Raw genomic sequence first — 25,450 nt, 5'->3', positions numbered from 1 at the left:
GCTGAAGGACTTCATGATCAGACAACAGGCTGCGACGACTGCCGGACGACTAGGCTCGTGGGCAGCACCTCTTGAAACACTGCGCTGCCGCCTTCTCCCAGCTGTTCCAGCAGACTTGCCGCCGCCAGCCGGCCCATGTCGTAGAAGGGGACCTGAACGGTAGTCAGCGGCGGATCAGACAGACGTGCGGCATCCGAATCATCACAGCCTACAACCGGGAAGTGCCCCAGACGCGGCTCCAGCTCTTTGAGTCCCTGAATCACCCCGATTGCCATCCGGTCGTTAGCCGCGAAGAGCGCATCAACACGGCCTGCCATCCTGTCCTTATGAACGATGCCAGCTGCCTCGTAACCGCTCTTGCGGCTGTAATTGCCCTGGTAGAGCAGGCGTTCATCAAGCGTTATTCCTGCTTCCGCCATTGTATCTGCATAACCTTCAAGCCGCAGCCTGCTTGTTGCATAATGGGGTGAGCCGTTCAGGAAGCCGATCCTCCTGGACCCGCCCGCCAGCAGATGTCTGACCGCTTCCCGGCTTCCGCTGCGGTGATCCGCTGCGACCGAGCTGATCTGCAGCCCCTTATAATCATGGTCAACCAGGCACAGCGGCAGTCCCTGTCCGGCTGCAAAGCCAATGCTGGCCCTCTCCTCCGGCAGATCGCTTGCCCCCAGCACAATGCAGGCATCGACCCTGCGGCTGTGGAAGAGCGAAGGGTAGTCATACGTTTCCGAAGGGCTCCGATGCAGCAGCAGGAGCCCGTATCCCCCTTCGCGGACCGCCTCTCCGATTCCGCTCAAGATTTCGGAGAAGTAGTAGGTAGAGAACAGCCGGACCTTCGGCACATGCGGAAGCACCACCCCAAGGTTCCCGCTTCGGCCTCTCGCAAAGCTGGCTGCTACGGCATTGAGGTGATAGCCGAGCTCCCTCGCTGCCTCCATTACCTTCTTCCGGGTTTCCTCCCTTACCGGTCCGACACCGTTCAGCACTCTTGATACCGTCGCCTCGGAAACCCCGGCCCGTCTAGCCACCTCACTGCGTGTTGCCATATCTGTTGATTACCACCCTAAGTTGTATTCGCTTTCATGTACACGTGTACATTTTGCCATGCGGCAGTCCTGCTGTCAACAAATCGCTGGGTCTATATATTTCCTGTCCTCCTGCTCAAGCAGAAAAAAGCCAGCCTCACATGCCCTTGCAGGCATTGATTGAAGCTGGCGGATCCGGCTTTGTTCAGTCGAACAGCTCTCCCAATTGGTCGAGAAAGTTCTTTTTCTTCTTCTTCCCGTAGTAAGGGTCCTTATAGTTCCCGTGCCCGTGGCCCGGCTGGCTGCCGTACTGCCCTGGACGGCTGTTGTTGTAATTCCCCTGATTCCCGCCAAAACCGCCTGGATTAGGGCTGTAGCCTCCCGGAGTTGGGTTATATTGGCCGCCGCTGCTGCCTTGGCTTCCATATTGGCCGCCGCTCTGCTCTCTGTGCCGCTCGTTGTGCCACTGGTTGAATTCCTCCCGGATCTCCCGGACGCCGCCCATCAGCTTGTCCAATTCGCCGCGGTCGAGCCATACCCCTTTACACTGCGGACAGATATCAATCATAACGCCGTCCTTCTCAACTTCTCTCATTCTGATGCCGTCACATACCGGACAATTCATTGAATCAGCCTCCCTTCCCTTATGAGCTTATTATACGTGCCAATCGACCCGTTCGTCTCTAAAACCTGACTAAAGCCGTAACCTATTTGAATTAGACCTGCTGTCCCGTAAGCCAGACCGTCTTCTCCTGAACCGGCCGCCTTCTTCCCTCTGGAAGCTCAATATCCGGATATCCGAGATAGATAAGACCTACGAGCACATCGCCTTCCTTCAGGCCAAAGGCGCTGTTCATAATCGGGTCGTACATCGGCTCACCCGAGCGCCAGATAGCCCCGAGCCCTTCCGCATGAGCGGCAAGAAGCAGGTTCTGGACCGCTGCATGCGCCGCGGCCAGTTCTTCCCTGCGGTCTACCTTGGGAGCATTGGATGGCGAGACCGCTGCAGCTATAATTACAGGCGCACGATAAGCTTTGGCCGCATGCTTGGCCCTAAGCTCGGCCAACGCTTCCGCATCCGCAGTCTGCGCCTGCTCAGCGGCAATATCCGCATAAGCCTGAGCCAGCACATCACGTCCTTCACCCGTCATCACGAAGAATCTCCACGGCTCTGTCGCATGATGGCTGGGCGCCCAGTTCGCCGCCTCCAGCAGCCGTTCAACCTTTTCCCGCGGCACCGGGTCCTGCTTGACCCGGCCAACTGTCCTTCTGCCCCGTATCGCTTCGTAAACATTCATGTTATGAGCCTCCTCACCATGTATTAACCGCCGGTCGAGCAGAGCAGCCTGCTAATTAAGCTTGTTAATAAATGCAGCCTGTTAAGTAATTTTATTAATTAGGTTTATTAATCTAGCTTGTTGATTAGCATGAGGCAGCTGGCCGTTTGCCGCGCAGCAAGTAAACCTTATCATGCATCACCATTGATAATGAATCTCATTACCCTCTAACCTGATTGTATACGCTCCTGCCTGCCGGATGCAAACCCGGGTTACAAGGCTGCGCTTATACGCTAACGAAACTGACAAACGCTATTAGCCCCCAAAAGGCCGATTCTGTTCTGTAACGAAACTGACAGTCGCTAATGCCCCAATAATCCAGGGATTCAGGCCTAAATCACCAAATAAGACAGCTCATGTTCGTTACAATTGAGCAGGCATCGAATTTGCAGGATTAGCATGTAAGAGTTTCGTTAGCCATGCAGATTAGAAGTCTGAAGGAAGCCGAGAATGAGATGACTTCATTCGCTTGCGGAGTGTTCAGAGCCAGCTCCTGGTATATATGCATAGTTGAAGGATAGTCTACTTCGTAGGTCCAACGCTGAGACGGCCGCCGGACGGCCCTGCCAGATATAATGGCGCCAAACAGCAGAAGGGAACCGTCCCTATCGGACGGCCCCCTTATTATCTCTGCTAAGCCTGCCGGGATAACCGGCCGCCGAGGCAGCAATACGGTCCTGCTCCCAGCCTTCCAGCCATTTGACAGGATTCTATTAAGAATCCTGCAGCAGCAGGTTATACAATGACTGCGCGCTCTCAGCGCGGCTTAGATTTGATTGAGGCTCAAACCGGTTGCCCGAGCGGCCTTGCAGCAGTCCCGCTGCCGCAGCCCGGTTGATTGCATCCGCCGCCCAGGAGCTAAAGGCGCCGGCATCTGTGAAGATGCTATCACGGCTTCCTGTGTTACGGCCGTCCGGCGATCCGGACAGTGCCAGCTTATCGGCAGCACGCATCAGCATGACCGCCATCTCCTCTCTTGTAACCAGTTCGTCAGGAGCAAAGCGCTCACCGCTTCTGCCTGTTACAATGCCAGACTGGTACGCAGCCGCTACTGCTTCCGCATACCATGCGCTGTCCGCAACATCGGCAAAACCGGCGCCGGCTCCTCCTCCTTCTCCCTCCAAGCCAAGTGCCCGGACAAGCATCGCCGCAAACTCAGCTCGAGTTACGCTCCGGTCCGGCTGGAAGCTGGTTGCTCCCGTCCCTCTAATAATCTGCTTGGCTGCAAGCGACTTGACCGCCGCAAGCGCCCAGTGATCTTGCCCCACATCCGTAAAGCTGCGGTTCACAGTCAGCACACCGTACATGCTGAAATGACTGACAGCTGCGGAAACCGTTCCGTCCTTCCAAACGCTTCTTACATATTCAAGTTCTCCATTTTCACTGATATAGAAAATACCGCTCATATCACGGGATATCGACTCGCCAACCGCAAAGGTCAGAACGACAGGCTTCTCAAAAGCAGTCAGGTTATGGCGCTTGCCATCCTCCTGCATGACTGCCAGACTGAAATCAAAAATCTCTCCTGCAGGCGTCACGTTCACTGTGCCGCTGCCGGCCTGCGTCAGAAGGGCCCCTCCGGCTTCCCCGAGCGGATTAATATCAATGATCAGCTGACCGCTGCTTCCGTCCGCAAGTGCTGCGGCATCACGCAGCACTTCGGCTGGCAGCGTCATGTCCAGTCCTGTTCGCTTCAGCGTCAGGGTTCCGTTCTTAAGCTTCTCGCCAGTTGTCATAGGGAGCACAACCCGCTTGATGCCCTCACCTATCGCCAAGGTGGCGCCCCCTTCGTTCAACGCTGATTCAAGCTGCTTGACGTCAACGGTTTGCGTGGTCTGATCCTTTTCAGCCGGCACAGCGCCGGGGACTGGTGTTTGACCTGGTGTTTGACCCGGTGTCCCACCTGGATTGCCGCCAGGCTCCCCGCCAGGGTTACCTCCCGGATTGCCGCCAGGCTCCCCGCCAGGGTTACCACCTGGATTGCCGCCAGGCTCCCCGCCAGGGTTACCACCTGGATTGCCGCCAGGCTCCCCGCCAGGGTCTCCCCCTGGATTGCCACCAGGCTCCCCGCCTGGATTATCACCTGGCGTTCCACCAGGCTCCCCGCCTGGATTACCGCCTGGCGTTCCACCTGGCGTTCCACCTGGCGTTCCACCAGGGTTACCGCCAGGCTCCCCGCCAGGCTCCCCGCCCGGCTCTCCGCCTGAGCCATCTGTACGTGTGATGTTCAAGACTATCGTCTTTGTTGCCTGACCGGCCCGGCCTTTATCCGTATACCATGGCTCAGCGAGGGTTTCGGCCGTCGGCTCGATATGCAGCGTGAACGTGTTCAATCCCGGGTTGAGCGGGATATTGTCCAGCTCCACATGACCAAATGCGTCCATAGCCTGCTCCGGAATTGGCTGGCCGTTAATTGTGAACTGCACGCCATAAGGCACATTGGCCTTGAGCTTGAAGCTGCTCTCTGCCGTTGTGTATTCGATATCTTCTCCATAGGAGATTCGCGGCATCGAGACAATCATCGGCATATCCGCCCAGCGCAGCACATAGTCATTGACAATCATACGGTTGCCGCCCTGGTTGGTGATTTTCAGCTTCATATTGGTGTCGGTGGAGCTGTATGCCCAATTGCCCCGGTCATTCCGGTCATCCGGAATCCTTGCATGGCTGGTGAAGGCCTCTGTCTCCCAGCGCCCGCGCGCATACTTGTATTCAATAGATTTGCCGGCCATCATCTTGAAGGTATACTCCACTATACTCCGGCTTGTCGCCCCGCTCGGCACCTGCAGCTTCGTGGAGCTGACATTCCAGCCGTTAAAATCTCCCGCAATTGTAATGTCATCCGCTGCCGGCGTATACTCCGGTACATGCAGCCGCATCGTGACATCGATCATTACAAGCTTCGGTGTAACGGCGGCTTCATTGGATACCGCTCGATTGTAAGCCGCGTCATAGGCTGCGACCTTGTAACGGTAGGCCTTGTCGTTGCTGACGGTGAAATCCTGATAACTTCTCGCCTGGCTGCTGACGGTTGCGATCCTGCGGAAATTCGGGCTGTCTGCATCCGCTGCCGCACGGTATATTTCGAAGCCCGCCACCGAATTATCCGACGATGTCCAGTTCAGAGCCGCCCGGCTGGATTCCTGCAGGATTTCGGCCAGCACTGGCGCTTCCGGCGCAGTTGTGTCCGTCTGATCCTGCTCTGCCATCAAGCTGGCAGTTGACGATTTCGTCCACGTATCTCCCTGGTCAGCCGTAAAGGCAGCATAGTACGTATAGGCCCCGGCTGTCACCGGCTCAAACGCTGCTTCATAGCTCTTCCTGCCGTCAGCCAGATCACCGCGATACTTCAGCGCCGTGTAATCCGCGTCAGCCGGGTTCATGCCTTCAGAATAGTAATACAGCCGTCCCTGCAGCTCTGGGGCCGCCTTTCCGGCATAAGCCGGATAGTCCGTCAAACCCGGTACGTTTACTGCCGTTTCGATGGCATACGTACTGCGGCCAACGCTGATGGTCATATCCGCTGCAGGCTGCGTAATCTCAACCGACTGAATCGGATAAGACGGCATAGCGGATATCATCCTTCCCACTCTGCCCTCCGAGCTGCCTGCAAACGCAGTTACGGCATAGTAGTATCGCGTAGCGTTCGCAACAGCGTCATCCTTGAATTCAGCTGCTCCGGTCACGGTGCCAACCAGCTCCAATGCCCCGCCTTCCATCAGTGAACGGTACACCCGGTAGCCATCCACATTCTGCAGAGGCTCCCACGACAGCGTGACTGATCCGTTGCCCGCCGCAGCTTGCAGCTGCATCACATCAGGCACAGGCGTCAGCGTCTCGTTCGAGACCATCATAACGCCGCTTTTGGCAGGCAGGGTCAGGGCAATTTTGCCGTCCTTCACCACCGCCGTTATGCCGCTTCCCAGCTGATCCGCAAGCGTCAAGCCATCCGGCAGGAAGCCCGCAGCCTTCGCTTCGAATGTCGCAGCTTCTGTACCGTTATTAATGGCCACAAGGCCGCCCTTGGATTCATTCTTCCGGGCATAAGCAATCACACTGCCTTCCGCGTACGCAAGCTTAAGCTCGCCTGTCCGGAACACTTTATTGTTATGCCGTGCCGCGGCCGCCTTCTGATGAGTGTCGAACAGCCCGGCATAACGGCCTGTGCCCGCGAAGCTGCCGTTCTCTTCAGCAACACGCTCCCACGGGAAGGTCCGGCGTGAATCCGGGTCCTTGGTGCCTTCCAGCCCGACTTCATCCCCATAATAGATCATGGGGGCACCCGGATAGCCCATCTGGAAAATCGCCACTAGCTCCTGATCTTTCAGAGCCGCTTCCGATGCAGCCGGCGCGGTCTTGATCCGCTCCTCCTCATAGCCCGGATACTCCAGCTTCGTCACGGAGCGCGTCGTGTCATGCGAGCCTACGAGATTCAGCATGACCTGCCATGCTTCCTCCGGATAATCCTCGCGAATGGATTCCAGCGACTGATGGAAGTTAGCTGCACTGCCGCCGCTCATAAAGCTCTGCAGCGCTGCCCGGAACCGGTAATTCATGACCGAATCGAACTGGTTGCCGAGCAGATAATGGGTAGCCACGCCCCACTCCTCGCCCAGAATAATAGGTTCTTCAATGACATTTCCGCTTGCATCCAGACGTCCTGCAGTTGACTTGACAGCTTCACGGAATTTCTCCCACGTGCCTTCCGATACGTCCGGCGCAACATCAAGGCGCCAGCCGCCTGCCCCCATCCACTGCCAGCGCTGGGACGCGGTGTTCTGCATAGCTGCTTCCGCTTCCTCATCGCTCAGTCCGGACAGATCATGCCCGATGACATACTCGCGGTAGCTCGGCAGGTTCCACTCATGAACGCCTTCAAGGGCATGCTCATCACCCGGCTGCGGCTCGACCGCATCCATAACCGGCAGAGAATCATAGCCCCACCAGGCATCGTATTTATAAATGGTTGCAACGCCGTCACGGTCCTTCGTCTTCTCGTTGAGAATGGTGAACCAGGTCGTGAACTCGAAGTCCTCCGGGTACTTGTAATTTGTTCCTGTAGCCGGGTTCAGCCGGGCCGTGTAGTCATCCCGCACCTGCTGCTCGGCATCCGCCAGCGTCATGCCCGGACTTTCATTCTGCAGGTCGTACACCTTCGCCCAATACTCGTAAGCACCAATCTCGGGATATTTCTCATACCGGTCAAAATAGATCGAGTCATCGCCGACATGGTTGAATACGCCGTCTGTGATCACCTTGATGCCTCTAGCCCGCGCTTCCTGTGCAAAAGCAATAAACACTTTGTCGGAAGCGATTCTGGTCTGCTCCACATTCAGCCCCGACTTCGGATCGCCAGGCGTATTGTAGACCGGCTCGCCAAACATCGGATCAAGATGCTTATAGTCCGTTGCATCATACTTGTGATTAGAAGCAGCCCATGCCACCGGGTTAAAATAAATCGCCGTTACACCGATCGACTCCAGGTAATTCAGCTTCTGCTGCACCCCTTGGATATCCCCGCCGTAAAACTCATTGGTCCAAATGCCATCCGTCACGGCATCCGGGTAGTAAGGCTTGTTCTCCGGCGTGCTGCGGTCTGGATTCTCCGGAATCGTGCTCCAGGTGCCTGCTATCTGTTCAGGAACCGGCTCCCCGGGTACCCCTCCGTCAAAGTATTGCAGCGGATAAGCCAGGATTCTATCCTGCCCATCCGTCTTCACAACCTCGCCGCGATAGCCGTCCACCACCTTCGCGCGGTTGTTGTCCTTGCTTCCGTCGAAGAAGCGGTCCGGGAAAATCTGATAAACGACCGCATTTTTCATCCAGTCTGGTGTCTGGAAATCAGCCGCATATACGGTGAGATCAAATGGCAGCGCCCCCTCTTCAGCAGCAGTGCCGCTCCCACCGCGGGAGTCGTCATCTCCGTACTCGACCTTAACCGGTCCGTCAACAAGAATGAATTTGTAGCCCCATATGCCAATCCCTGCAAAAGCCGATTTCGGAATCGTAACTTCATAGTAGTCACGTCCCTCCAATACCGTCGCCTTGCGCATGTCATAGGTTTGCGCGAGCCCCTTCGCGTCCGTCAGCTCTACACGCGCCAGCTGGACATCATCCTGTGCAGTGGCTATGCGCAGCGTGACATCCTGCTGCTGCTCGGCAATAGCACCGAATGGACGCTTAAAGGTCATACTGCGGCTGTCGAACAGCAGGCTCTCCGTTCTGATCTGCCCGTCCGTTCCGCCAGGGCTGACCGTGTCCGCCGTCAGCTTCCGCTCTCCCGCATAATCGAGTGTGAATACGGTATAGCTGCCGTCTTCCACTGTAAGCTTGAGGTTCTCCCCATCCGCACCGTTTGCTCCATAGTTCTCCGTCCAGTCGGGACCGAAGACCGCCTTCACCTCATAGGTTCCGGCAGGCAGTGACCGCTGCAGCTTGAACACCGATCCGTCAAAGTAATAATCAATCATATACAGCTTCGAATCTGCCGGCGACCAATCGGCCGCCTCGCCTAGCCGGGTCTGCAAATCCCCAGCAAGCCTCGGCCATTTGTCTTCCGGGAAGGAAGCCGTATACTGCGGAAGCCCCTTCACTCCCGGCACCGATATTCTCGCAGCCTGAATATCCTCATTCACATAGAAGCTCACATCCCCGGCTTCGGGAAGCGTCAGCTTAAAGTTTCCGCCTTCATCCCCCATCGCCCCGTCCCAGCTGTTATTGCGGGTCAGCTTGAACTCATGGGTGCCCGCTGCCAGCGGCAGCGTTACGGCATGAAAGCCGCCGGTCAGATGCTTCATTCTGCTTGGCTCATGGTCAAGCTCCCAATTGTTCATTGTGCCTGTAACAGACCAGGTGCTGTGTTCCCCTGGCTGTTCCATGAATGCCGGCCCCGCAGCCTCACTTCCCGGTTGAACTGCAGCGTAAGCGCTTTCCGAAACCGTCAGAACAGACAGCAGCTGCACAATCAGCGCGGCCGCCAGAACGGCTGAGGATATTTTCCTGAACCGTGCGAAACCTTTTAGCATTTCATCGACTCCTCTGCTATGTGATCATTCATGCCAAAATTGCAGACTCCCAGCCACTTGCGCATCTCCAACCAAAGGTGTTTTCGATTACTGACCCCTGTATTTAGTGAGAATCTGCCCCCTTTCTGTTAGGCGCAAAGCGTTTGTGACAACCTGCCGATCTCCTGCTTAATGTAGTACAAACGTTTGCACAATACACATGCATGAACTGCAAGCTCTTGGAACTTGGGCAGTTTATGACATGTTGGATATGTATCCGCGTTTTATTGTAAACGCTTTATTATCATATATCCTCCTTGATTTGTTGTAAAAAAGGAAAATCCGCCCTTTAGGCGGCATAAATAGGGGTCCATCAGCAGTTTTCTTGAAAGCGCTAAATTTCCCTCTTTCTTACGTTGATTTTCACATTTGTCTTGTTTCGTATCCTGTGCCGGGTGCTTTGTTCTGGCGGAAACAGCCAAATAAACGTTGTTTACATCATGCCTCTCTATGCATTACCATAAAGGGAAAATGAAAGCGGCGTGACAGCTGGTTGAAGCTTCAATCGTTTGCATGTAAAGGGGATTCCTACTATGAGCGTTACTATCGTTGATATAGCCAAGCAAGCGGGAGTTTCCCCGTCTACCGTCTCACGCGTCATATCCGGGCATCCGAAGATCAGCCCGGCTACGGTGCGGAAGGTGAAATCCATCATGGAAGAGTTGAATTACCATCCGAATATAATGGCCAAGAGCCTCGTCTCTAAAGTGACGAATACGATCGGCATCCTGCTGCCGCGCCCCGCTGAGGAGCTCTTTCTCAATCTCTTCTTCTCGGAGATGATCCGGGGTGTCGTAACACAGGCAGCGAGGTCGAGCTACGATCTGCTGATGGCTACAGGCACAACGGAGCGCGAGGAAGTGGAAGCGATCACAAGACTTGTGCGGGGACGCCGTATAGACGGTGTGATCCTCTTGTATTCCCGCCAGGCAGATCCGGTCATATCGTTCCTGAAGGAAGAGAAGTTCCCGTTTGTCCTGATCGGCCGCAACGATGAGCATCCTGATATCCTGACAGTTGACAATAACAATGTGCAGGCAGCATTTGACGTAACCCGCCATCTGATCGCACAGGGGCATACAAGAGTCGGCTTCGTAAGCGGACCTCCTACCCTGACTGTCTCCCGTGACCGTCTGGAAGGCTATAAACTGGCTATGCAGCAGGAAAATCTTTCGGTCAACCCCGAGTGGATCGTAGAAGGCGATTTCCTCCAGGAGAGCGGTTATCGGGCTATGTCATATATCATGAACCTGCCTGAGCGTCCGACTGCGCTTGTGGTGATGGACGATCTGGTCGCCTTCGGCGTTCTGGGCGGACTCACTGAGCTTGGCTACAAGGTACCTCAGGACCTGTGCCTCGCGGCATTCAACAATACCCCTATGTCAGAGCTGACCTCTCCTCCGATCAGTTCGGTTGACATCGGCATCTATCAGCTCGGGTATACAGCATCCCAGACCCTTTTGCGCGCTGTGAAAGGCGAGACGGTTCACCAGAACCGGGTCCTGATTCCGCACCGCTTCTTCCCGCGGGAATCTTCTTTGCACACCATTCACAAATAAGGAAGCGTTGCTCGCTCTAACGCAAGCACCCCATACAGGACAGCCGCCGGCTGAGCCCGTATGGGGTGCTTCTTTTGTTTTTATTCCGTAACTAATGGTGACCGCTGTGACTGTTGTCCGGCTGTGCTTCTTCCTCAGCAGCTGTATCAGGGGATTTATCTGCATCCGTACCGTTATGCCCGCTGCCCCCGTGGCTCTCGTGTCCGGCTCCCGTGCTCGAGACGATCTCAAGCCGTGTATCCAGCTGCCCCTGTACGCCCGCAGTAAGCTGAGCTTCACTACCAGTCAGCCACCCGTGGTTATAAGGGCCTTCCGTCGGCGTCTTATCAAACTTGGGCTGAAGCTCCGCCAAATATTCCGATACGGCATCCGGCACAGCGCTCTTATCAACAAGCAGCAGCGGCGAATGTTTGCCCAGATGAGAGAATGGTGCGGCGGCAATCGCCAAAGCCGGGTCTGAACCAGCGCTCAGGAAAGAGAAATTAGCGCCAGGCTGGGTGATTCCCCACCCAAATCCGGTTGCAGGGTCGGCGTACCGGGCAAAAGCTATCGCGTTGCGGTGCGGATCCTCCCCCGCAATCCGGACAACCCGGCCGTATTCCTGAAGCTTCTGCTCTACCTCACTGGAAACTACCGCTTCCGGTCCAAGCAAATAGATATTGGCTTGTCCGCCCCTTGTCTGGAGCGCCTGAGCCGTCTCTTGCGGAACCGAATCCTTGGTAACGTACAGCAGCGGCTCCGGCATATGGGCAATCCAATTCGCTGCAGGAAGGGTATACGTCGCCTGCTCCATCGAGCCTACTACAACCGATTGCGGGACACTGCCCGTAAGCTTGGCATAGTACGCATCGATCTGTCTCCCTGTTTCAGCAGGGCTGCCTCCTTCAATTCTGTCGGCACGGTAACCGAGCGCTTCTATCTGGCTGCTCACCTCTTCGCTGAGCTGGCCTACCAGCAGCACCTGTACGCCCTCTGCGATTCCGGCAGGCTTCAGCCGCTCCATCTCCTTCTGTGTCACGTCCGGCAGACTCCCCTCGCCGTCCGTGAACAGGACAGGTCCGTTAAAGGGATGATGGACCAGATTCACGCTTGCGAGCGCTGTCTGCCAGTCCGCCGGATTCACAACAATGATGCCGCCCGGCCGGTTGCTGTCGTCTGTCGCCATCCACAGCATCCTGGAGACAAGCACCGCCGCCTCTGCAGGATCATCCGTGTTTACGCGGGTCGTATTCTTCGAAGCAATCCACGGAGCAGCCTCCCCTGAATTGGCCGCTGCCTGTCCGGCATTCCCCGAATTTCCGGCGCCTTGATTAATCTCTCCTGTGCCGGCATTTCCGTTCCCGGTGCAGCCTGCAAGGAATACAGCTATAACCGCTGCTGAGGCTGCCAGCTTGATCCTTTGCTTCATGTGTATCCGCTCCTTTTTATATAACTATGCTTATATCATTCACCTGTCAATTTCAACACTACCCCCGTAGGGTATATTGTGGTTACTATCATACTATGTTCCCTTCATCTTGTGCAACCAGGCAGCGCTAATACAATCAATTATGTCACAATCCATGCTCTATAAAACCTGCCTGTACGCTCGTAACCGTATTGTTCATGCCCGCCGGATGATTCTTCCGCATTCCGGCAATGCTGTAAAGTATATAGAATCAGACCACTTCGGTCACCCGGGAGGCACTGATGAACATCGTAAATGAGGGGCAAATGAGGCTTCTGCAGCTTGAAGACGGTTCTTACTGCCTCGATACCATTATGGCTGCCTATGAAATGGAGCTTGCGGAAGAACCTGGGGATAGATGCCATTCTTATCCTGACACAACTGATTCTGTTGTAGAGGAAGCCAGGCAGCTGCTGATCAGGCACTATCCCAACTACAGCGTCTCACGTATACGGCTTATTGCCGGCGGCATAGCGATTCTGGCTGTCTCCCTATTTGGCAGCGGGGAGCATACGGCCGCCGGCAGCCTGCCGCCTGGTGCTCTACAATCTAATACCGCTTCCGCCGCAGCTGCCACCGTATTTCTGGATGGCAGACAGCTGGCAGCACCGGCTGTTCTGCTGAATGATACGGTATATGTACCCATCCGGATCATCTCGGAGTCCCTGCAGGCTGCTGTTAGCTGGGACCCGGCAACCCGTACAGTCGTCATCAGGCAAAATACCGACACGATAACCATTCAGATCGGCTCTCCTTCGGCTGTCGTGAATGGCCGGACCATTGCCACGCCATCGGCCTTTTTGTATCAAGGAACCGCTATGGTCCCGCTTCGGTTCGTAGGCGAAGCACTTGGCCTGGATGTCAGCTGGGATGGGGATGCCAAGCGAGCAATCCTGCAGACCAAATCGGCCCTGTTATCTGTATCTTCGCCGTTTCACATCGTGGGCGCAGGCGAGTCGCTGTGGAGAATATCTCAGCTGTACAATACAAGCATTGATGCCCTGCGTAAGGCTAATAATCTGCCGGGCGACCTGATTCAGCAAGGCCAGCAGCTCGTTATTCCGCGTGCCTTCCACACCGTATCCAGCGGGGAATCCCTGTGGATTATTGCACGAAATTACGGTGTATCCGTTCATGCACTAGCCGCGGCAAACCGGTTAGCCAGCGATAAAATTTCTCCCGGCGGGCGGTTAGTCATACCTGCTGCGCCCAAGACCATGACCGCTGCGCCGGAACAAGCCCTTGCAGCTCCGCAGACACCCCCGGCATCAGCTGGCGCAACCGCGACCTACCGCAGCCACACGGTTCGCTCCGGTGATAACCTCTGGAGCATCAGCCAGCAGTATGGTATGCCTTATCTGGATCTGCTTAAGCTCAATGGCATGACAGACAATACCGTGCTGCGCATCGGGCAGTCGGTTCGTGTAGCTGTCTACCACGTTCCAATCAAGCAGGCCGTCTCCTCAAGGCACGGTGAGGTTCTGGACTGGTGGACGGAAGCCAGGTATGTATTCTCAACCGGGAAGACGGCCACCATAACCGATTTTCAGACTGGCCGGACCTTTCGCGTGAAGCATACAATGGGCGGCAACCATGCAGACAGCGAGCCGCTGACCGCCCGGGATGCACAGATCATGAAAGAGATATGGGGAGGAAGCTACTCGTGGACCCCGCGGGCCATCCTGGTCGAGGTCGATGGGAGGCGTCTCGCCGCGGCTATGCACTCATTTCCCCATGGAGATGATACGATCGCTAATAACAACTATAACGGCCACTTCTGCATCCACTTTCTTAACAGCCAGCGCCACAGCGACGGCAGGATTCAGGAGTCCATGCAGAAGCAGGTCGCGATTGCCGCGGGGCGCAGCATAAGCTAAATTGGCTGGCATATACCGGATTGCCCCCTCAAACGAGAAGAAGCACGAAAGGCAGCTCTTGCCTCTCGTGCTTCTTCTATTATCCGCGCACGCTTGCACGGCATATTCCTATTCTTCCGGCTCATCCCATCTCTTGGAATAGGCCTTCTTCGTAACCCACAGGGTCATCCATGTGAGAATTACCAAAATAATGACAGCTCCTACCCACACGCCTCCTGGCACGCCCACCTTCAATCCCTCCTGTTGTCATAATCCGCGTATGGTATTATATTCTCCAGCCGATTAGCCTATCCTTCTTTGGGACTGCAACGGAGGCACAGGCGTGTTAATAGGGACGGGTGAGGAGAATAGGAGCAGGCTGCAGATTCTAATGTATCAGCAGACGATTAGCCAATCAGCACCTTCTCTTCCGGGTAGCGGTACTTAACCGCCTTCGTATTGCGTGTCAGGGCAAAGGCAAGTGTTAACGGGCCCAGACGTCCGATAAACATGGTTGCGATAATAATGACCTTGCCGGCAGGCGACAGCTCAGGGGTCAGGCCCATGGACATGCCGACCGTCGCGAATGCCGAAGTCGCTTCGAAGAGCAGCTCCAGGAAGTCCTTCTGCAGGGTATGCTCCGTAATCGACAGCAGCAGGGTCGACGTCAGCACAACCGCCATCGAAATGATGATGACCGCGAGCGCCCGGAGAATGATTTCGTGAGCTATTCTCCTCTTCAGCAGATGAAGATCCTCTTTACCCCTTATAATCATCCATACAGTCAGCATCAGGACCGCAAATGTGTTCGTCTTGATTCCGCCGCCTGTTGAACCGGAGGACGCGCCGATGAACATGAGCAGGATCATAAAGAACTGTGAAGCGGTCATCATTGCAGCGATATCCAGGGTGTTAAAGCCCGCCGTTCTCGGTACTAGACCCTGGAAGAAGCCCGCCCACAGCTGCTCCGATCTGGAAAGCGCACCGAAGGTTGCCGGGTTGAACAGCTCGACACAATAGATGAACAGGAAGCCGGCAGCGGACAGGATCAGCGACATGATGAGTACTATCCGGGTATGGAGCGTCAGGTTCCGCCATTTTCGCTTATTATAGATATCCAGAATAACGGTAAAGCCGATACCGCCAACTACAAATAGTCCTACGATGACAATGTTTACGAGCGGGTCGCCCACATAACGCATCAGACTGTCGCTCCACAAGCCGAAGCCCGCATTATTAAAGGAGGAAATGGAGTGAAATACGCCAAAATAAATCGCTCGCATCCAGTCCATATCCTGGCTCCAGCGGACCGCAAGCAGGGCAGCGCCTATCACTTCAATTATTAAGGCGGTAAGGAAGATGCCGAGGGAAAGTCTGACAACGCCCTGAAAGGATATGGCTCCAGTGGACTGCTGAAGCAGCAGCCGCTCCTTCAGGCCGATACGCTTCCCGATCAGTACCGCAAACAGGACACCGAATGTCATGAAGCCAAGCCCGCCAATCTGAATCAATATCATGATGACAAGCTCTCCGAACAGACTAAAGGTGCCCGCAGTGTCAAATACAACAAGACCGGTTACGCACACAGCCGAGGTAGAGGTGAACAAGGCATCCAGAAACCCGACGCTCTCCCCGCTGGCCGATGCTATCGGCAGATCCAGCAAAACAGCTCCGAGTACAATAAAAAAGGCAAAGCCGAACAGTATGATCTGGGGGGCAGTCAGCAGCAGCTTCCGTTGCTTCTTCTGCTTCTCTATAATGGTATCGCTTGACATACATGACTCCTATTCCGTAATCTGTTTCGGTTAATAACCGTAATCTCTCTATTCTGCTCTGTACTTCATCTCTCTACCCTATTCTCAGCTGCTTGAAAGCAGCTGCCTCCACCTGTCACGCCCTCTGCATTAGCGGTTCGCTTAACGGCAAAAAAGCCGCAGAGGATCTCCCTGCGGTCGTCGCAAAACGATACACAAGCATTCACCTTCCTCTCATAAGCTGCTTTGCGGTATACCGGGCAGCAAGCTTGGCAGCGGCAGTTCGGCCGCCTCTTGAACGCTGACGAGGTTAGCTGACGGATTCGGGCGTTGAGAGTCGCCCTACCAGTGTGCAGAACATGCTCCTGCACACCGGATTCACCCCTCACGGACCCAGAGCACGGCAGATGCAATCCTGCCCGGATCTCGTGTGTTGGTTCCCCCGCTTTTCCGCCTTGGCGAAAAATTAAGCGATTTGAACGTGTTACTGTATTCATCTTCCAATCGGGTCTACCTTTCGTATATTACGCCTCTGCGTCATTCCTGTAAAGCGGATGAAAACAGCTAAAACCGCCCTTTCCCGTTGAAAAAAGGCGGAATCTCAGCGGCAATAATGCACCTGCTTCGTGCAGCTTTTATTTTCTTGCTGTCGGTGCCATTTTCAAAGTTTTAGCACCCAGGCCGGCCATCTCATCGAGCTGTTCTCGCATCCGTGCTCTGGCTTCCTGGACAATCGCCTCGATATCTTCCCGGCTTGGGCGGTCAACATGGATACCAGCTATAACCGTTACCGTGCAGCCCAGCCTGCGGGCCGCCAGTTCCGCCAGTTCTCCTGCAAGCTCCCCTTCCCTGTGACCGGGCACAACAGAAACCTCCACCATAACACCTTCAGCAGATAAGCTTGCCGTTGCTGATGCCCCGATATGCGCTTCCCCGCCGCTTACCATGAACACAATGTCCCGGCCCATAGGAAGCTGAAGGATGTCCACCCGGCAGGGGCTTGGATGGTCCTGTGGTTGGTTCCAAGCCGATTCCCCTTCTCCCAAGGTCCCGCCAGCTCCTCCAGGATGTTCCCTCATTCCGTCTTCCTCCCCTGCGCCTTACTCTGTTACACGCAGCACAGCCATGGCTCCCTTAGCGGCGTGATTGAACTGATGCGTAACAATCGGATAATCGCCCGGCTCGGTTACGGTAACCTCTACTACAGCCCCGCCGCTCGCCGGCAGCATCACCGTCTGCATACCGTACAGGCGATTCCTCGGATTTCCATCCAGATAGACATCCTCCATAATCGTGCCGACTATATGGAACGAGCTGACCTCGTTCGGCCCCATATTATTCACATAGAATCTTACCTTATCTCCGACCCGTGCGGTAAACGGCTGCTCCTTAAGCGTAAAATCATCGCCGTTAAACACCACGTATGCCGGCTCATCATCAAGGAACTTCTGGTAGTCATTTTCTTCGTAGAATTCACTCTGTACAATTGTATATTCACGATCCACCTCGGCGTCGGTCGGATAGCCGTCCGCCGGCTCTACAATGATGGTCCCGTACATGCCGTTGGCAATGTGCAGCAGAACAGGCTGCGTTCCGCAGTGGTACATGAAGACTCCCGGACTGTTCGCCGGATAGACGAATGTGCCGTCCTCCCCCGGATGGACATCTATGAATTTGCTGGACGGTGACGCATGCACAGCATGGAAATCCATTGAATGCGGCATAACCGGGTCCAGATTGCGCAGGGTAAAGTGTATCATATCCCCTTCCTTCACCCGCAGTACCGGGCCGGGCACAGTGCCGTTAAAGGTCCAGGCGTTATAGATAACCCCCTCGGATATTTCCACGTTCGTAACCTGCGCTGTCATCGTTATATAGACCTGATTGCCCTCGCGGCGGATTTCCGGCTCAACCGGCGGCTGGCTCAGCGCCTCCTGCTCCTCCTGACCGCCTGGCTTCGGGTCGGCAACCACTTCCTCCGGCCTGCTTCCCGCATACAAGGCAGCTGCGCAGGCTATTACCATCAACACAGATGCCAGGCGCCTGAACGTAAATTGACCCATGCCCCATTCTCCCTTCTGCTCTCCTGCAGCCGTCTGCCTTCCCTATCACAGATACCATGCCTTAGCGTGCTAATCTATGCCATACCAAGCTGCGCTTTCGCTTTATCAGACATCATTTGCGGCGACCAGGCCGGCTCCCACACAACCTCAACCATTACGCTGCTTACGCCGGGCAGCTCCTCTGCCGCCCGCTCCACACTGCGGGTCATCATATCGTGCATGGGACATCCCGGAGTCGTCAATGTCATCTGTACCTTAACTCTGCCCTCATCCTGGACCTGTACGCCGTATACCAGGCCGAGGTCGACAATATTGACGCCCAGCTCGGGGTCGTAGACATGCTCCAGACAGGACATGACCTGCCCGGTCAGCTGCTGCTGCTCTTCCGTATACATGTGAGCATCCTCCTAAATGTATTAAGTAAGTGCTTTATTCTTTGCGTTTCCTCAGCGTGTAAACACCTGCGCCACCATCGCCATATAACCTGCAGCAGCCAGGGACAGGACGCTGCCGCCGATCATCGTAACGCTCTCTGTACCTGTACCGATTCCCAACAGGAGAACGGCCATGCAGAGAATGACGGCCGCAAGTCCTGTGTGTACGGGCTTCTCTGCCAGCAGCTGCCCCATAGTAGGAACCTGCTGCTTGCCGGCGAGCGGGCCATATTTATGCGTCCACCATAAGAATGGAACGATCTTGGACAGATAGCCCATGATCGTGATCCCTACCCAGCCGTACAGATACAGCCACAGGGCAAATACAACGAGGGTTGGCCGGCCCATCAGCTCCGGGAATGCCGCCATTAACCCTGCAGCTGCCGCGCATGCCAGCATCAGCATGCGGGAAGCCCATACCGCCCAGGCAATACCCGCCCCGGGATCACGTTTGAACCGCTTCTGTGCAATCTGGGAGATATGCACGTTATACAGCACCAGCGCTGCGGCCAGCAGACCGGCTGCCAATACCTTGACGGGCAACCAGCCCCCGAGGAAGCCGGCAGCACCTGCAAGCACGGCTGCATTCCATGTCAGCACGATCCAGGCCTGCAGCTTCTGAGGGTAATCATGCGCCAGATAGAACATCGGCAGCAGCTTATAGCTAAAGCCCGTGATCAGCATGCCAAACCAGCCAACCGTACCCAGCCAGATATGGGTGCCAAACAGCGCCTCATGCATACCGCCAAGAAAGTTGAACCGGAAATTCAGGCCCATCAGCATCCCGCTGAGTGCCGTAAGCGCCAGATAAGCGGCGGCACAAGCGGTGCTGACCGTGATGGCATTCCACTGCCCGGCCTTCCACAGCGTTGCCGCTAAATTGAAGACGAACAGCATGATCCCAGCGAATGCCAGCGTTGCAAAGGCGGCGATCCACTGGGTGTCCAGCAGCTTGAAGCCTGCAAGCAGGCCCGTTGCTCCCGCGGTGAAGAGTACATAGTGCACATAACCAAGCCGGATACTGTACAGCTTAGTCTGCAGGATAACGTTAATCAGCTGGTATACCGCCCCCATCGCGATCATTGTAGCCCAGCCCAGTACAATCAGATGCGCTTGAAACCAGCCATCCGGGCTGCGCGGCTCCGCTGCCGCCCAGCCGGCAAAATCAGCAAACGTCAGCAGGTGGAACAGCACGAAGCTGATCATGCCTGTTAGGATGAATGCGAATGGCAATCGGAACATGCCGGCCACCTCCGTTGTATTATTGCGTCTTAAGAATGGCTACGACAGCCGTACCGTCCTCCTGCTCTTCCACCTCATAGGAGAAGCCAAGCGCCTGGAGCTCCTCAATCAGGAACATCGGCACACGGTCATTGTGGATGACGACGGTATCGCCCGGCTTTGCCTGCTGCAGCTTGGCCAGCGTGCGGACCATCGGCTGCGGCGGCTGAAGCCCCCGGTTATCGAGCTTGAACACCTGCGGTTCCCCGCTATCTGTGTCCGCCCCATCATGAAGCTGCTCCGTCTTTTCTTCTGTCCCCGGCTCGGATGCTCCCTCCTCATTGGGAAATCCATCCTTGCGGCTCTTGTGTATGAACGTTACGACCCAGTGCTCCTTATCGACCTGCTCCACCTTGTTCCGGTAACCCTTGCCCTTCAGCAGCACGAGCAGCGGTGTCGGCTTAAATGTGGCATGCAGGACAAATGTATCTGATTTATCCAAGGATTTGACCGTATCCATAATGATCTGAAACGGTTCGAGCTTCTTGCGCAAATGCGGGCGTACATCCAGTTCAATGACCTGTGGTTGTTGTCCCATAGCCTTAGTCCCCCTTGATCTGCTTGGCTGCCTCTTCATAGAGGCCTGCCATGCCGCCGTACAAAGCATAGAAGAAGCTGTCCGGTGCATCGAGACTGAAAGACGTATAGACCTTCGGATCGACCTCCAGCAGCCATTCGAAGAGCGCGGCTGAACCGTAAGCGTAGAAGCAGAAATACGTATATTCGAACTCGGGCATTTTCTCGTAGATCGTTATAATGTCACGTGCATAGTCCTTAGGGCTGCGGGCAGCTTCGCCGACCATCGCGACGGCGTCCTCAAGCCCTACTTTAATCCGGATCGTTCTATCGTCAACCACCGTTACTTGTGCCATAAGCGTCCCCTGCCTTGTTGTGAGAATGATTTTCAACTGATAATGCTATTGTAAAAGGAAACACATCTCTGTTATGTGAGCGCGGTCACATATCCTTCAGGTTCCATGGCAAGGCAGGCACTGGCAGGAGGCAAAACAAAAAGGCAATACGCTACCCCTTGCTAAGGGATGGCATATCGCCTTACTTGCCGGTCAGCCTGTTTACTTGCCGGCTATTTTCTCAGTGTTGTATTTCGCTCCGAGCTTGTTCGCAATATAGGTTTCGTAGATTTCCCGGTCAACGGGGTCGTCAACGATGGCGACCTCGATCTTCACTACTTCATCGCGGTGGTTCTTCATTGGCGAGACCGTATCTTCAAAATGCTTCTTAATCCGCTGCCGCAGCTTGCGGGCCTTGCCGACAAACAGGAGCTCGTCCTTCCCGTTGTAGAACATGAAGATGCCGCCCTTTTCCCTGGTAATCAGGTGAAAATCGGTAAATCCGTAAATGTGGCTCAGCTCGGGCGCCTCCTGCTTATGAATGGTGACATCCAGCTCGGGTATCGTAATATTTATCACGCTGCATCACTTCCTCTATCCTTATAGAAGTCCATCGTACCACAACTGGCCGCAGGCGTCTCTTACATTTTGCCCTGCTTTATCTGGCCCCCTCCTTCCCCCGGAAACGTCTGGGTTCTGCAGTAAATTCATGCTTCCCATCCCCTTTCGGCTTCTCCGGCACTTGAAAGACACCCTCCTGCCATCTCTGATAAGCATAGATAACCAGCGCCTGTACCGTGCCAAGCAGCAGTAATTGAAACCGTGAAATGTTAACGAGCTCAACCATGTTCCGCTGCTCGAATATTCGTTGGACGAAGTACCATTGACCTGCGTTCAGTACAATATTCGCGAACATGTACAGCCAGAAATTGCGGTATGTAAAATAAAAAATCCACAGCGTCAGGACCAGAAAAGCGCCATAGGGAAACGCGGGATTGGTAATATGTCCCCATGGTACAATCTTGTCTTTGGCGATCCACCATTCATAATGGTAGGCGATTTCGAATGTAATCGTCGTAATTAATGCCGTGAATATGCCAACAGGCATATAACGCTTAATACTCTCCTTCTTCATAAAAAACAAGGTAAACCATGGCACGATGAGCAGAGCCCATAAAATCAGTTTATTCACCAATGACAGCAGCCCCATTCCTTTTTTTTTGCGTATTCTTTGCTAAAGCCGCAAACTTATTCAGGAATGCTGGAAAGCGGCAAAAAAAAACCGCGCCCATGGCGCGGAAAGAGAGTAATGATGCGGCTGTGAACTGTCCAGGAAACACAGCGCATGGCGGTCCAATCAGACGGCAGTGGCCGTCTCCCCCGGTCTTAACGTGCAGCCATCGCTGCCAAACGGGTAAACAGAATATTATTCTCCAGGTGGATATGTTCAAACATATCCGCTTCCAGATCCTCAAGCTTGCGGAAGGCAAGCGTGTAGGTTCTGCAGGCATCCGGAGGAAGCATATAATCGTGAGTCACAAGCCGCATGTCGCCAAGCAGCTCACCAGCCCGGCTGTGCTCATCCTCCAAGCGGTTGATCGTCGCCAGCGCCTGCGCAAGTGCTTCCCTGGTTTGAACACTTTCGTACTCAGCTATCAGCGGGAAGGTTTCCCTCTCCTCGGCCGCCAGATGCTCTTCCAGATCGGTCCGCAGCTCCTGATAGTAATGATGCAGCCTGATGAGCTCCGGATGATTGGCCCCATGCACGCGCGCAACCTTGGCAACAAACTCTCCAAGTACCGGCAGCTCCGCACGCAGGTAATCATGATGCTTCCTGATAATATGCCCGACCAGCTCGGTTAACGGTGCCGTTCGCCAGTCTGTTCCAGCAGGAGCTTCGACCGCAAGGGCTGCCATGGCGTTCAGCTTCTTCACAAAGCTATCCGTTTCGATCCCCTTCTGTTTCAGTACCGTGTTTAGAGTCCGGTCACCTCCGCAGCAGAAGTCAATCCGGTGCTCCTTGAGCAGGTTGCTTGCCCCATGGAATTCGCCCACGATTGCGCCTATTGATTCATCCCCCGTAAACACCACTGTCATTAAAATCACCTCCATGGCCTAATGGTACGGCCACGAGGCAGCCAAATGTGTGAGTCAGCGCACATTTCTGCCCGCTTGTCATCTATTCGTCACAGCTGTCCGGGCAGCTTCCATGGTCAATAAGGCAGGCATGTGAACGTAAGCCAGCCCAGCAGCATACTTACGGCTACTTATACAGGATATCGTCTCTAAGTGTTGATACCTGCACCAGTACTTGACTGACATCCTCTTCTGCGACACCGAACTCCTCCAAGGTAGTCTTCAGATGGGCAGCAATTGCATGAAAGTGCTCCGGCTGCAGGTTCATCCCCTCATGCGCCTTCGCCATGGATTTGCCTGTATAAGCTGCTCCGCTTCCCAGGGCAAATCCGATGAAAGCCGCCTGATGCCGGCGCTGCTTGGCCATATCCGTATGTACGAAGAACGGATTAACCAGCGGGTCAGCCAGCACCTTGTCGTAAAAGCTGTCCACTACCTTGTCAATCGTCTCCTGTCCGCCAAGCTTCGTAAACAGCGTCTGCTCTGTCATCTAATCATCTCCTTGTTATTCGTGAAATTATATGCTGCTGTACCGCTTATCACATACTGGCACCTTTCCCCGGCGGCAGCTTGTCTCCTATAGAATAACAGCTTATCCTCCCATATCCAAACCCCAAAGAGCCCATCCTTGAGGGGGACAGGCTCGCTTTCACTTATATCTACTTATATCAGTGCTATACGGTAGACTAACTTGTTGCCCTCATCTGCCGAACGAAACAGCTTGCCCTCGCGAACTGTCCTGCCATCGTTATAAACCGGGACAGCAAGGAACTGCCTGTCGTTGAAATACCATTCCAGCACATCACCGTCATCTGACATCCGAAGCTTAGCTAGCATCTCAATCCGGGGCTGAGCGATCGGATCATCCCCCGCCTGATCCTCGATCCGGATTTCAATGAAACGGCCAGCCCAGCCCTGCATCTCTTCGGTCCAGTTCATGTCCGTCTCACCTTCAGCCGGCACGCTCCAGCGTCGATCTTCGGAATGACATGCAGCTCAAAGCCGCCCAGCCACTCCCAGCAATCCGAGTCCATGCGGTCTTCCAGCGAACCGAGCACTTCTTCTTCTGTATTCAGGTGAGTCAAGCCATTGACTTCAACAACGGCAATATCCAGCTCATCCTGCAGCTTCCGCTCCGCACTCCACCGGACACCCTTGTGGAACAAGCGGGTCATCTCCTGCTCGATCTCATGGTGAAAGCCTGCGGCATCCCCGGCCGGCCGGATAAAGCACATATTCAGTGTGTATTCGCTTGGCATGATATCCCCCTCCCTGATCTAGCTTCTGCCCCGGCTGCTCTCAAGAAAACTATGCGAATCCGGTCAATCGTTATCGCGCTCCTTGCGGTAGATCAATAAGGCCAGCGGGAAGATCAATATATTAATAACACATAAGACCAGCACCAGCTGATATCGCTCGTAAAAGTAGGCATTCACCGTCTGCTGTGTAACGATAATGGACAGGAACAGAACAAGCGCCAGGTAGATTACGCCTCTCCAGCTACGTTTCATAACGCTTCACTCCTGTCGCAAACACCGCGCCCTGCTCCGTCTTCAGCTCGATCTCCGGCAGCGGGCGCTGCGGCGGCCCGCCTGTCGGCTTGCCGGTCTTGACATCGAAGAAGCCGTGATGGCACGGGCAGACAAGCTCACCCTGCTCCTTGCTCCAGAACACCGGACATTTCAGGTGGGTACAGGCATTCTGGTATGCGCGAAAATCATTATCGCTAAGCCGCACCAGCAGCGCCGAATCATGCTTGCCCGGATAGGCGAACTCGACTGCCTCGCCTACTCCGATCTGATTCAGATCCGCAATCTTCGCCGGCTCATATCTCCGTTTGCCGATCCCTGCCAGCTCCTTGGCGGCAAGTCCGCCCCAGGGCAGCGTGGAGACCGCGAATATGCCAGCGGCTCCTACCATCATCTTCATGAAGCCTCTCCGGTCCAGCTTGCGCTCTCCGGCCTTGCGTATATTGTGCGTGTAATTATCTTCGGGAAACGGTACACTGCCGCTTTCCTTCTTAGACTCCCGTTCCTGCGGTTTCCGCTCCATAAGGCATCCTCCTCTTCGCTCGTGATGTTATACGAACAATTTCTGCTTCCCTTGTATAATACCCGGCAGGCTGATCTTGACATTCGTTTCACCCTCAAGCGGGTCCAGGAAATCCCGGCTTGCGGTCCATTTGCCCATCTGGTGCTGTGCCTTCTTAGCCGCCAGTTCTTCTTCTGTGAGCCACTGCAGCGTATTGGTCGGGCAGACGGAAGCACACATCGGCGGAATGCCCTCTTTGGTCCGGTCATAGCAGAGATCGCATTTGTACATCAGGTTCTGCTCTTCGTCGAATTTGGGAATGCCGTATGGACACGCTATTGTACAGTTCTGGCAGCCAATGCACTTCTCCACCAGGGCCGACAGCACCGCGCCTTCCTCGGTAACCTGTATGGCCTGAGCCGGACAGCTCCGGGCACAGGCCGGATTAACGCAGTGGAGGCACATCAGCGGGATCGTCTGCCGGTCCACCAGCGGATTCACATCGTATACGTAGTTCCGGTTGCGCTCATCATGTCCTCCGCACTGCGTACAGGCAGCCAGACAGCTGCGGCAGCCGATGCAATTGTCCATCTCGATGTATAGGTGTTGTTTCAT

The 25,450-nt window shown here is 55.0% G+C and carries 23 protein-coding genes and 1 riboswitch; of the genes, 2 read left to right on the top strand and 21 right to left on the bottom strand.

The annotated features are described in order from the left end of the window. Positions 1-17: 17 nt before the first annotated feature. From DNH61_RS13825 to DNH61_RS13810, 4 genes are all read right to left on the bottom strand, one after another. A complete protein-coding gene (locus DNH61_RS13825) occupies positions 18-1,043 on the bottom strand; it encodes a LacI family DNA-binding transcriptional regulator (RefSeq protein ID WP_111147230.1) in 1,026 nt (341 codons plus the stop codon). A 184-nt stretch (positions 1,044-1,227) separates the two neighbouring features. Then, on the bottom strand, positions 1,228-1,647 hold the full coding sequence (locus DNH61_RS27125) for a TFIIB-type zinc ribbon-containing protein (RefSeq protein ID WP_111147229.1): 420 nt from the start codon (positions 1,645-1,647) through the stop codon (positions 1,228-1,230). A gap of 91 nt (positions 1,648-1,738) precedes the next feature. Next, positions 1,739-2,320: a nitroreductase family protein gene (locus tag DNH61_RS13815; RefSeq protein WP_111147228.1), complete on the bottom strand. Its 582-nt coding sequence runs from the start codon at positions 2,318-2,320 to the stop codon at positions 1,739-1,741. 752 nt (positions 2,321-3,072) lie between these two features. Further along, entirely contained in the window at positions 3,073-9,384 is a 6,312-nt protein-coding gene (locus DNH61_RS13810) for an alpha-amylase family glycosyl hydrolase (protein WP_111147227.1), read from the bottom strand. A gap of 572 nt (positions 9,385-9,956) precedes the next feature. Between DNH61_RS13810 and DNH61_RS13805 the strand changes: the two genes are divergently transcribed. Further along, complete coding sequence (locus DNH61_RS13805) at positions 9,957-10,982, top strand: LacI family DNA-binding transcriptional regulator (RefSeq protein ID WP_111147226.1); 1,026 nt, start codon at positions 9,957-9,959, stop codon at positions 10,980-10,982. A gap of 91 nt (positions 10,983-11,073) precedes the next feature. Here the strand turns inward: DNH61_RS13805 and DNH61_RS13800 are convergent, their stop codons facing one another. Beyond that, positions 11,074-12,390 carry a cell wall-binding repeat-containing protein gene (locus tag DNH61_RS13800; RefSeq protein ID WP_111147225.1) on the bottom strand — a complete coding sequence of 439 codons (1,317 nt, stop codon included), beginning with the start codon at positions 12,388-12,390 and terminating at the stop codon, positions 11,074-11,076. 281 nt (positions 12,391-12,671) lie between these two features. Here DNH61_RS13800 and DNH61_RS13795 point away from each other — a divergent pair, with 281 nt between their 5' ends. Continuing rightward, the gene (locus DNH61_RS13795) at positions 12,672-14,306 is read left to right on the top strand and encodes a LysM peptidoglycan-binding domain-containing protein (RefSeq protein ID WP_111147224.1); all 1,635 of its coding nucleotides are present in this window, start codon (positions 12,672-12,674) and stop codon (positions 14,304-14,306) included. Between the two features lie 386 nt (positions 14,307-14,692). Here the strand turns inward: DNH61_RS13795 and DNH61_RS13790 are convergent, their stop codons facing one another. The 16 genes from DNH61_RS13790 to DNH61_RS13715 all read right to left on the bottom strand — a co-directional run bounded on the left by DNH61_RS13790 (position 14,693) and on the right by DNH61_RS13715 (position 25,450). Next, positions 14,693-16,060: a TrkH family potassium uptake protein gene (locus DNH61_RS13790; RefSeq protein ID WP_111147223.1), complete on the bottom strand. Its 1,368-nt coding sequence runs from the start codon at positions 16,058-16,060 to the stop codon at positions 14,693-14,695. Between the two features lie 263 nt (positions 16,061-16,323). Further along, positions 16,324-16,522, bottom strand: a riboswitch (cyclic di-AMP (ydaO/yuaA leader). Between the two features lie 152 nt (positions 16,523-16,674). Then, entirely contained in the window at positions 16,675-17,118 is a 444-nt protein-coding gene (gene lpdD / locus DNH61_RS13785) for a prenylated flavin chaperone LpdD (protein WP_181438707.1), read from the bottom strand. A gap of 21 nt (positions 17,119-17,139) precedes the next feature. Then, a complete protein-coding gene (locus tag DNH61_RS13780; protein ID WP_111147222.1) occupies positions 17,140-18,102 on the bottom strand; it encodes a multicopper oxidase domain-containing protein in 963 nt (320 codons plus the stop codon). A 74-nt stretch (positions 18,103-18,176) separates the two neighbouring features. Next, complete coding sequence (locus DNH61_RS13775; protein WP_181438706.1) at positions 18,177-18,497, bottom strand: metal-sulfur cluster assembly factor; 321 nt, start codon at positions 18,495-18,497, stop codon at positions 18,177-18,179. A gap of 51 nt (positions 18,498-18,548) precedes the next feature. Then, a complete protein-coding gene (locus DNH61_RS13770; protein WP_111147221.1) occupies positions 18,549-19,778 on the bottom strand; it encodes a hypothetical protein in 1,230 nt (409 codons plus the stop codon). 19 nt (positions 19,779-19,797) lie between these two features. After that, positions 19,798-20,355 (bottom strand): DUF2249 domain-containing protein, encoded by a 558-nt coding sequence (locus DNH61_RS13765; protein WP_111147220.1) that lies wholly within the window; start codon positions 20,353-20,355, stop codon positions 19,798-19,800. 4 nt (positions 20,356-20,359) lie between these two features. Beyond that, a complete protein-coding gene (locus tag DNH61_RS13760; protein WP_111147219.1) occupies positions 20,360-20,689 on the bottom strand; it encodes a hypothetical protein in 330 nt (109 codons plus the stop codon). 201 nt (positions 20,690-20,890) lie between these two features. Further along, entirely contained in the window at positions 20,891-21,247 is a 357-nt protein-coding gene (locus DNH61_RS13755) for a nucleotide excision repair endonuclease (protein WP_111147218.1), read from the bottom strand. 79 nt (positions 21,248-21,326) lie between these two features. Next, positions 21,327-21,860: a hypothetical protein gene (locus DNH61_RS13750; protein ID WP_146241015.1), complete on the bottom strand. Its 534-nt coding sequence runs from the start codon at positions 21,858-21,860 to the stop codon at positions 21,327-21,329. A gap of 194 nt (positions 21,861-22,054) precedes the next feature. Further along, positions 22,055-22,765, bottom strand: a complete 711-nt coding sequence (ric, locus tag DNH61_RS13745) for an iron-sulfur cluster repair di-iron protein (protein WP_111147216.1) — start codon at positions 22,763-22,765, stop codon at positions 22,055-22,057. A 166-nt stretch (positions 22,766-22,931) separates the two neighbouring features. Next, entirely contained in the window at positions 22,932-23,294 is a 363-nt protein-coding gene (locus DNH61_RS13740; protein WP_111147215.1) for a group I truncated hemoglobin, read from the bottom strand. Between the two features lie 173 nt (positions 23,295-23,467). After that, a complete protein-coding gene (locus DNH61_RS13735; RefSeq protein WP_111147214.1) occupies positions 23,468-23,743 on the bottom strand; it encodes a hypothetical protein in 276 nt (91 codons plus the stop codon). Further along, the gene (locus DNH61_RS13730) at positions 23,740-24,063 is read right to left on the bottom strand and encodes a hypothetical protein (RefSeq protein ID WP_111147213.1); all 324 of its coding nucleotides are present in this window, start codon (positions 24,061-24,063) and stop codon (positions 23,740-23,742) included. The genes DNH61_RS13735 and DNH61_RS13730 overlap by 4 nt, the downstream gene beginning before the upstream one ends. A 63-nt stretch (positions 24,064-24,126) precedes the next feature. Next, on the bottom strand, positions 24,127-24,315 hold the full coding sequence (locus DNH61_RS13725; RefSeq protein WP_111147212.1) for a hypothetical protein: 189 nt from the start codon (positions 24,313-24,315) through the stop codon (positions 24,127-24,129). After that, on the bottom strand, positions 24,305-24,856 hold the full coding sequence (locus DNH61_RS13720) for a Rieske (2Fe-2S) protein (protein WP_111147211.1): 552 nt from the start codon (positions 24,854-24,856) through the stop codon (positions 24,305-24,307). Before DNH61_RS13720 ends, DNH61_RS13725 begins: the two co-directional genes overlap by 11 nt. Before the next feature lie 27 nt (positions 24,857-24,883). Continuing rightward, positions 24,884-25,450, bottom strand: a complete 567-nt coding sequence (locus tag DNH61_RS13715; protein ID WP_111147210.1) for a 4Fe-4S dicluster domain-containing protein — start codon at positions 25,448-25,450, stop codon at positions 24,884-24,886.

This window comes from Paenibacillus sambharensis (assembly GCF_003233845.1).
Lineage (GTDB): Bacteria > Bacillota > Bacilli > Paenibacillales > Paenibacillaceae > Paenibacillus_I > Paenibacillus_I sambharensis.
The sequence above is the reverse complement of the archived record's forward strand: the minus strand, read 5'-3'. Positions and strand labels throughout refer to the sequence as shown.

Bases quoted from the DNA above. Each gene is read 5' to 3' on its own strand.
- DNH61_RS13825 (WP_111147230.1), bottom strand. From the start codon at position 1,043: ATGGCAACACGCAGTGAGGTGGCTAGACGGGCCGGGGTTTCCGAGGCG.
- DNH61_RS27125 (WP_111147229.1), bottom strand. From the start codon at position 1,647: ATGAATTGTCCGGTATGTGACGGCATCAGAATGAGAGAAGTTGAGAAG.
- DNH61_RS13815 (WP_111147228.1), bottom strand. From the start codon at position 2,320: ATGAATGTTTACGAAGCGATACGGGGCAGAAGGACAGTTGGCCGGGTC.
- DNH61_RS13805 (WP_111147226.1), top strand. From the start codon at position 9,957: ATGAGCGTTACTATCGTTGATATAGCCAAGCAAGCGGGAGTTTCCCCG.
- DNH61_RS13770 (WP_111147221.1), bottom strand. From the start codon at position 19,778: ATGTTCCGATTGCCATTCGCATTCATCCTAACAGGCATGATCAGCTTC.
- DNH61_RS13790 (WP_111147223.1), bottom strand. From the start codon at position 16,060: ATGTCAAGCGATACCATTATAGAGAAGCAGAAGAAGCAACGGAAGCTG.
- DNH61_RS13720 (WP_111147211.1), bottom strand. From the start codon at position 24,856: ATGGAGCGGAAACCGCAGGAACGGGAGTCTAAGAAGGAAAGCGGCAGT.
- DNH61_RS13810 (WP_111147227.1), bottom strand. From the start codon at position 9,384: ATGCTAAAAGGTTTCGCACGGTTCAGGAAAATATCCTCAGCCGTTCTG.
- DNH61_RS13775 (WP_181438706.1), bottom strand. From the start codon at position 18,497: ATGTATACGGAAGAGCAGCAGCAGCTGACCGGGCAGGTCATGTCCTGT.
- DNH61_RS13760 (WP_111147219.1), bottom strand. From the start codon at position 20,689: ATGGCACAAGTAACGGTGGTTGACGATAGAACGATCCGGATTAAAGTA.
- DNH61_RS13800 (WP_111147225.1), bottom strand. From the start codon at position 12,390: ATGAAGCAAAGGATCAAGCTGGCAGCCTCAGCAGCGGTTATAGCTGTA.
- DNH61_RS13715 (WP_111147210.1), bottom strand. From the start codon at position 25,450: ATGAAACAACACCTATACATCGAGATGGACAATTGCATCGGCTGCCGC.
- DNH61_RS13765 (WP_111147220.1), bottom strand. From the start codon at position 20,355: ATGGGACAACAACCACAGGTCATTGAACTGGATGTACGCCCGCATTTG.
- DNH61_RS13780 (WP_111147222.1), bottom strand. From the start codon at position 18,102: ATGGGTCAATTTACGTTCAGGCGCCTGGCATCTGTGTTGATGGTAATA.
- DNH61_RS13730 (WP_111147213.1), bottom strand. From the start codon at position 24,063: ATGCCAAGCGAATACACACTGAATATGTGCTTTATCCGGCCGGCCGGG.
- DNH61_RS13795 (WP_111147224.1), top strand. From the start codon at position 12,672: ATGAACATCGTAAATGAGGGGCAAATGAGGCTTCTGCAGCTTGAAGAC.
- DNH61_RS13740 (WP_111147215.1), bottom strand. From the start codon at position 23,294: ATGACAGAGCAGACGCTGTTTACGAAGCTTGGCGGACAGGAGACGATT.
- ric (WP_111147216.1), bottom strand. From the start codon at position 22,765: ATGACAGTGGTGTTTACGGGGGATGAATCAATAGGCGCAATCGTGGGC.
- DNH61_RS13725 (WP_111147212.1), bottom strand. From the start codon at position 24,315: ATGAAACGTAGCTGGAGAGGCGTAATCTACCTGGCGCTTGTTCTGTTC.
- DNH61_RS13735 (WP_111147214.1), bottom strand. From the start codon at position 23,743: ATGAACTGGACCGAAGAGATGCAGGGCTGGGCTGGCCGTTTCATTGAA.
- lpdD (WP_181438707.1), bottom strand. From the start codon at position 17,118: ATGAGGGAACATCCTGGAGGAGCTGGCGGGACCTTGGGAGAAGGGGAA.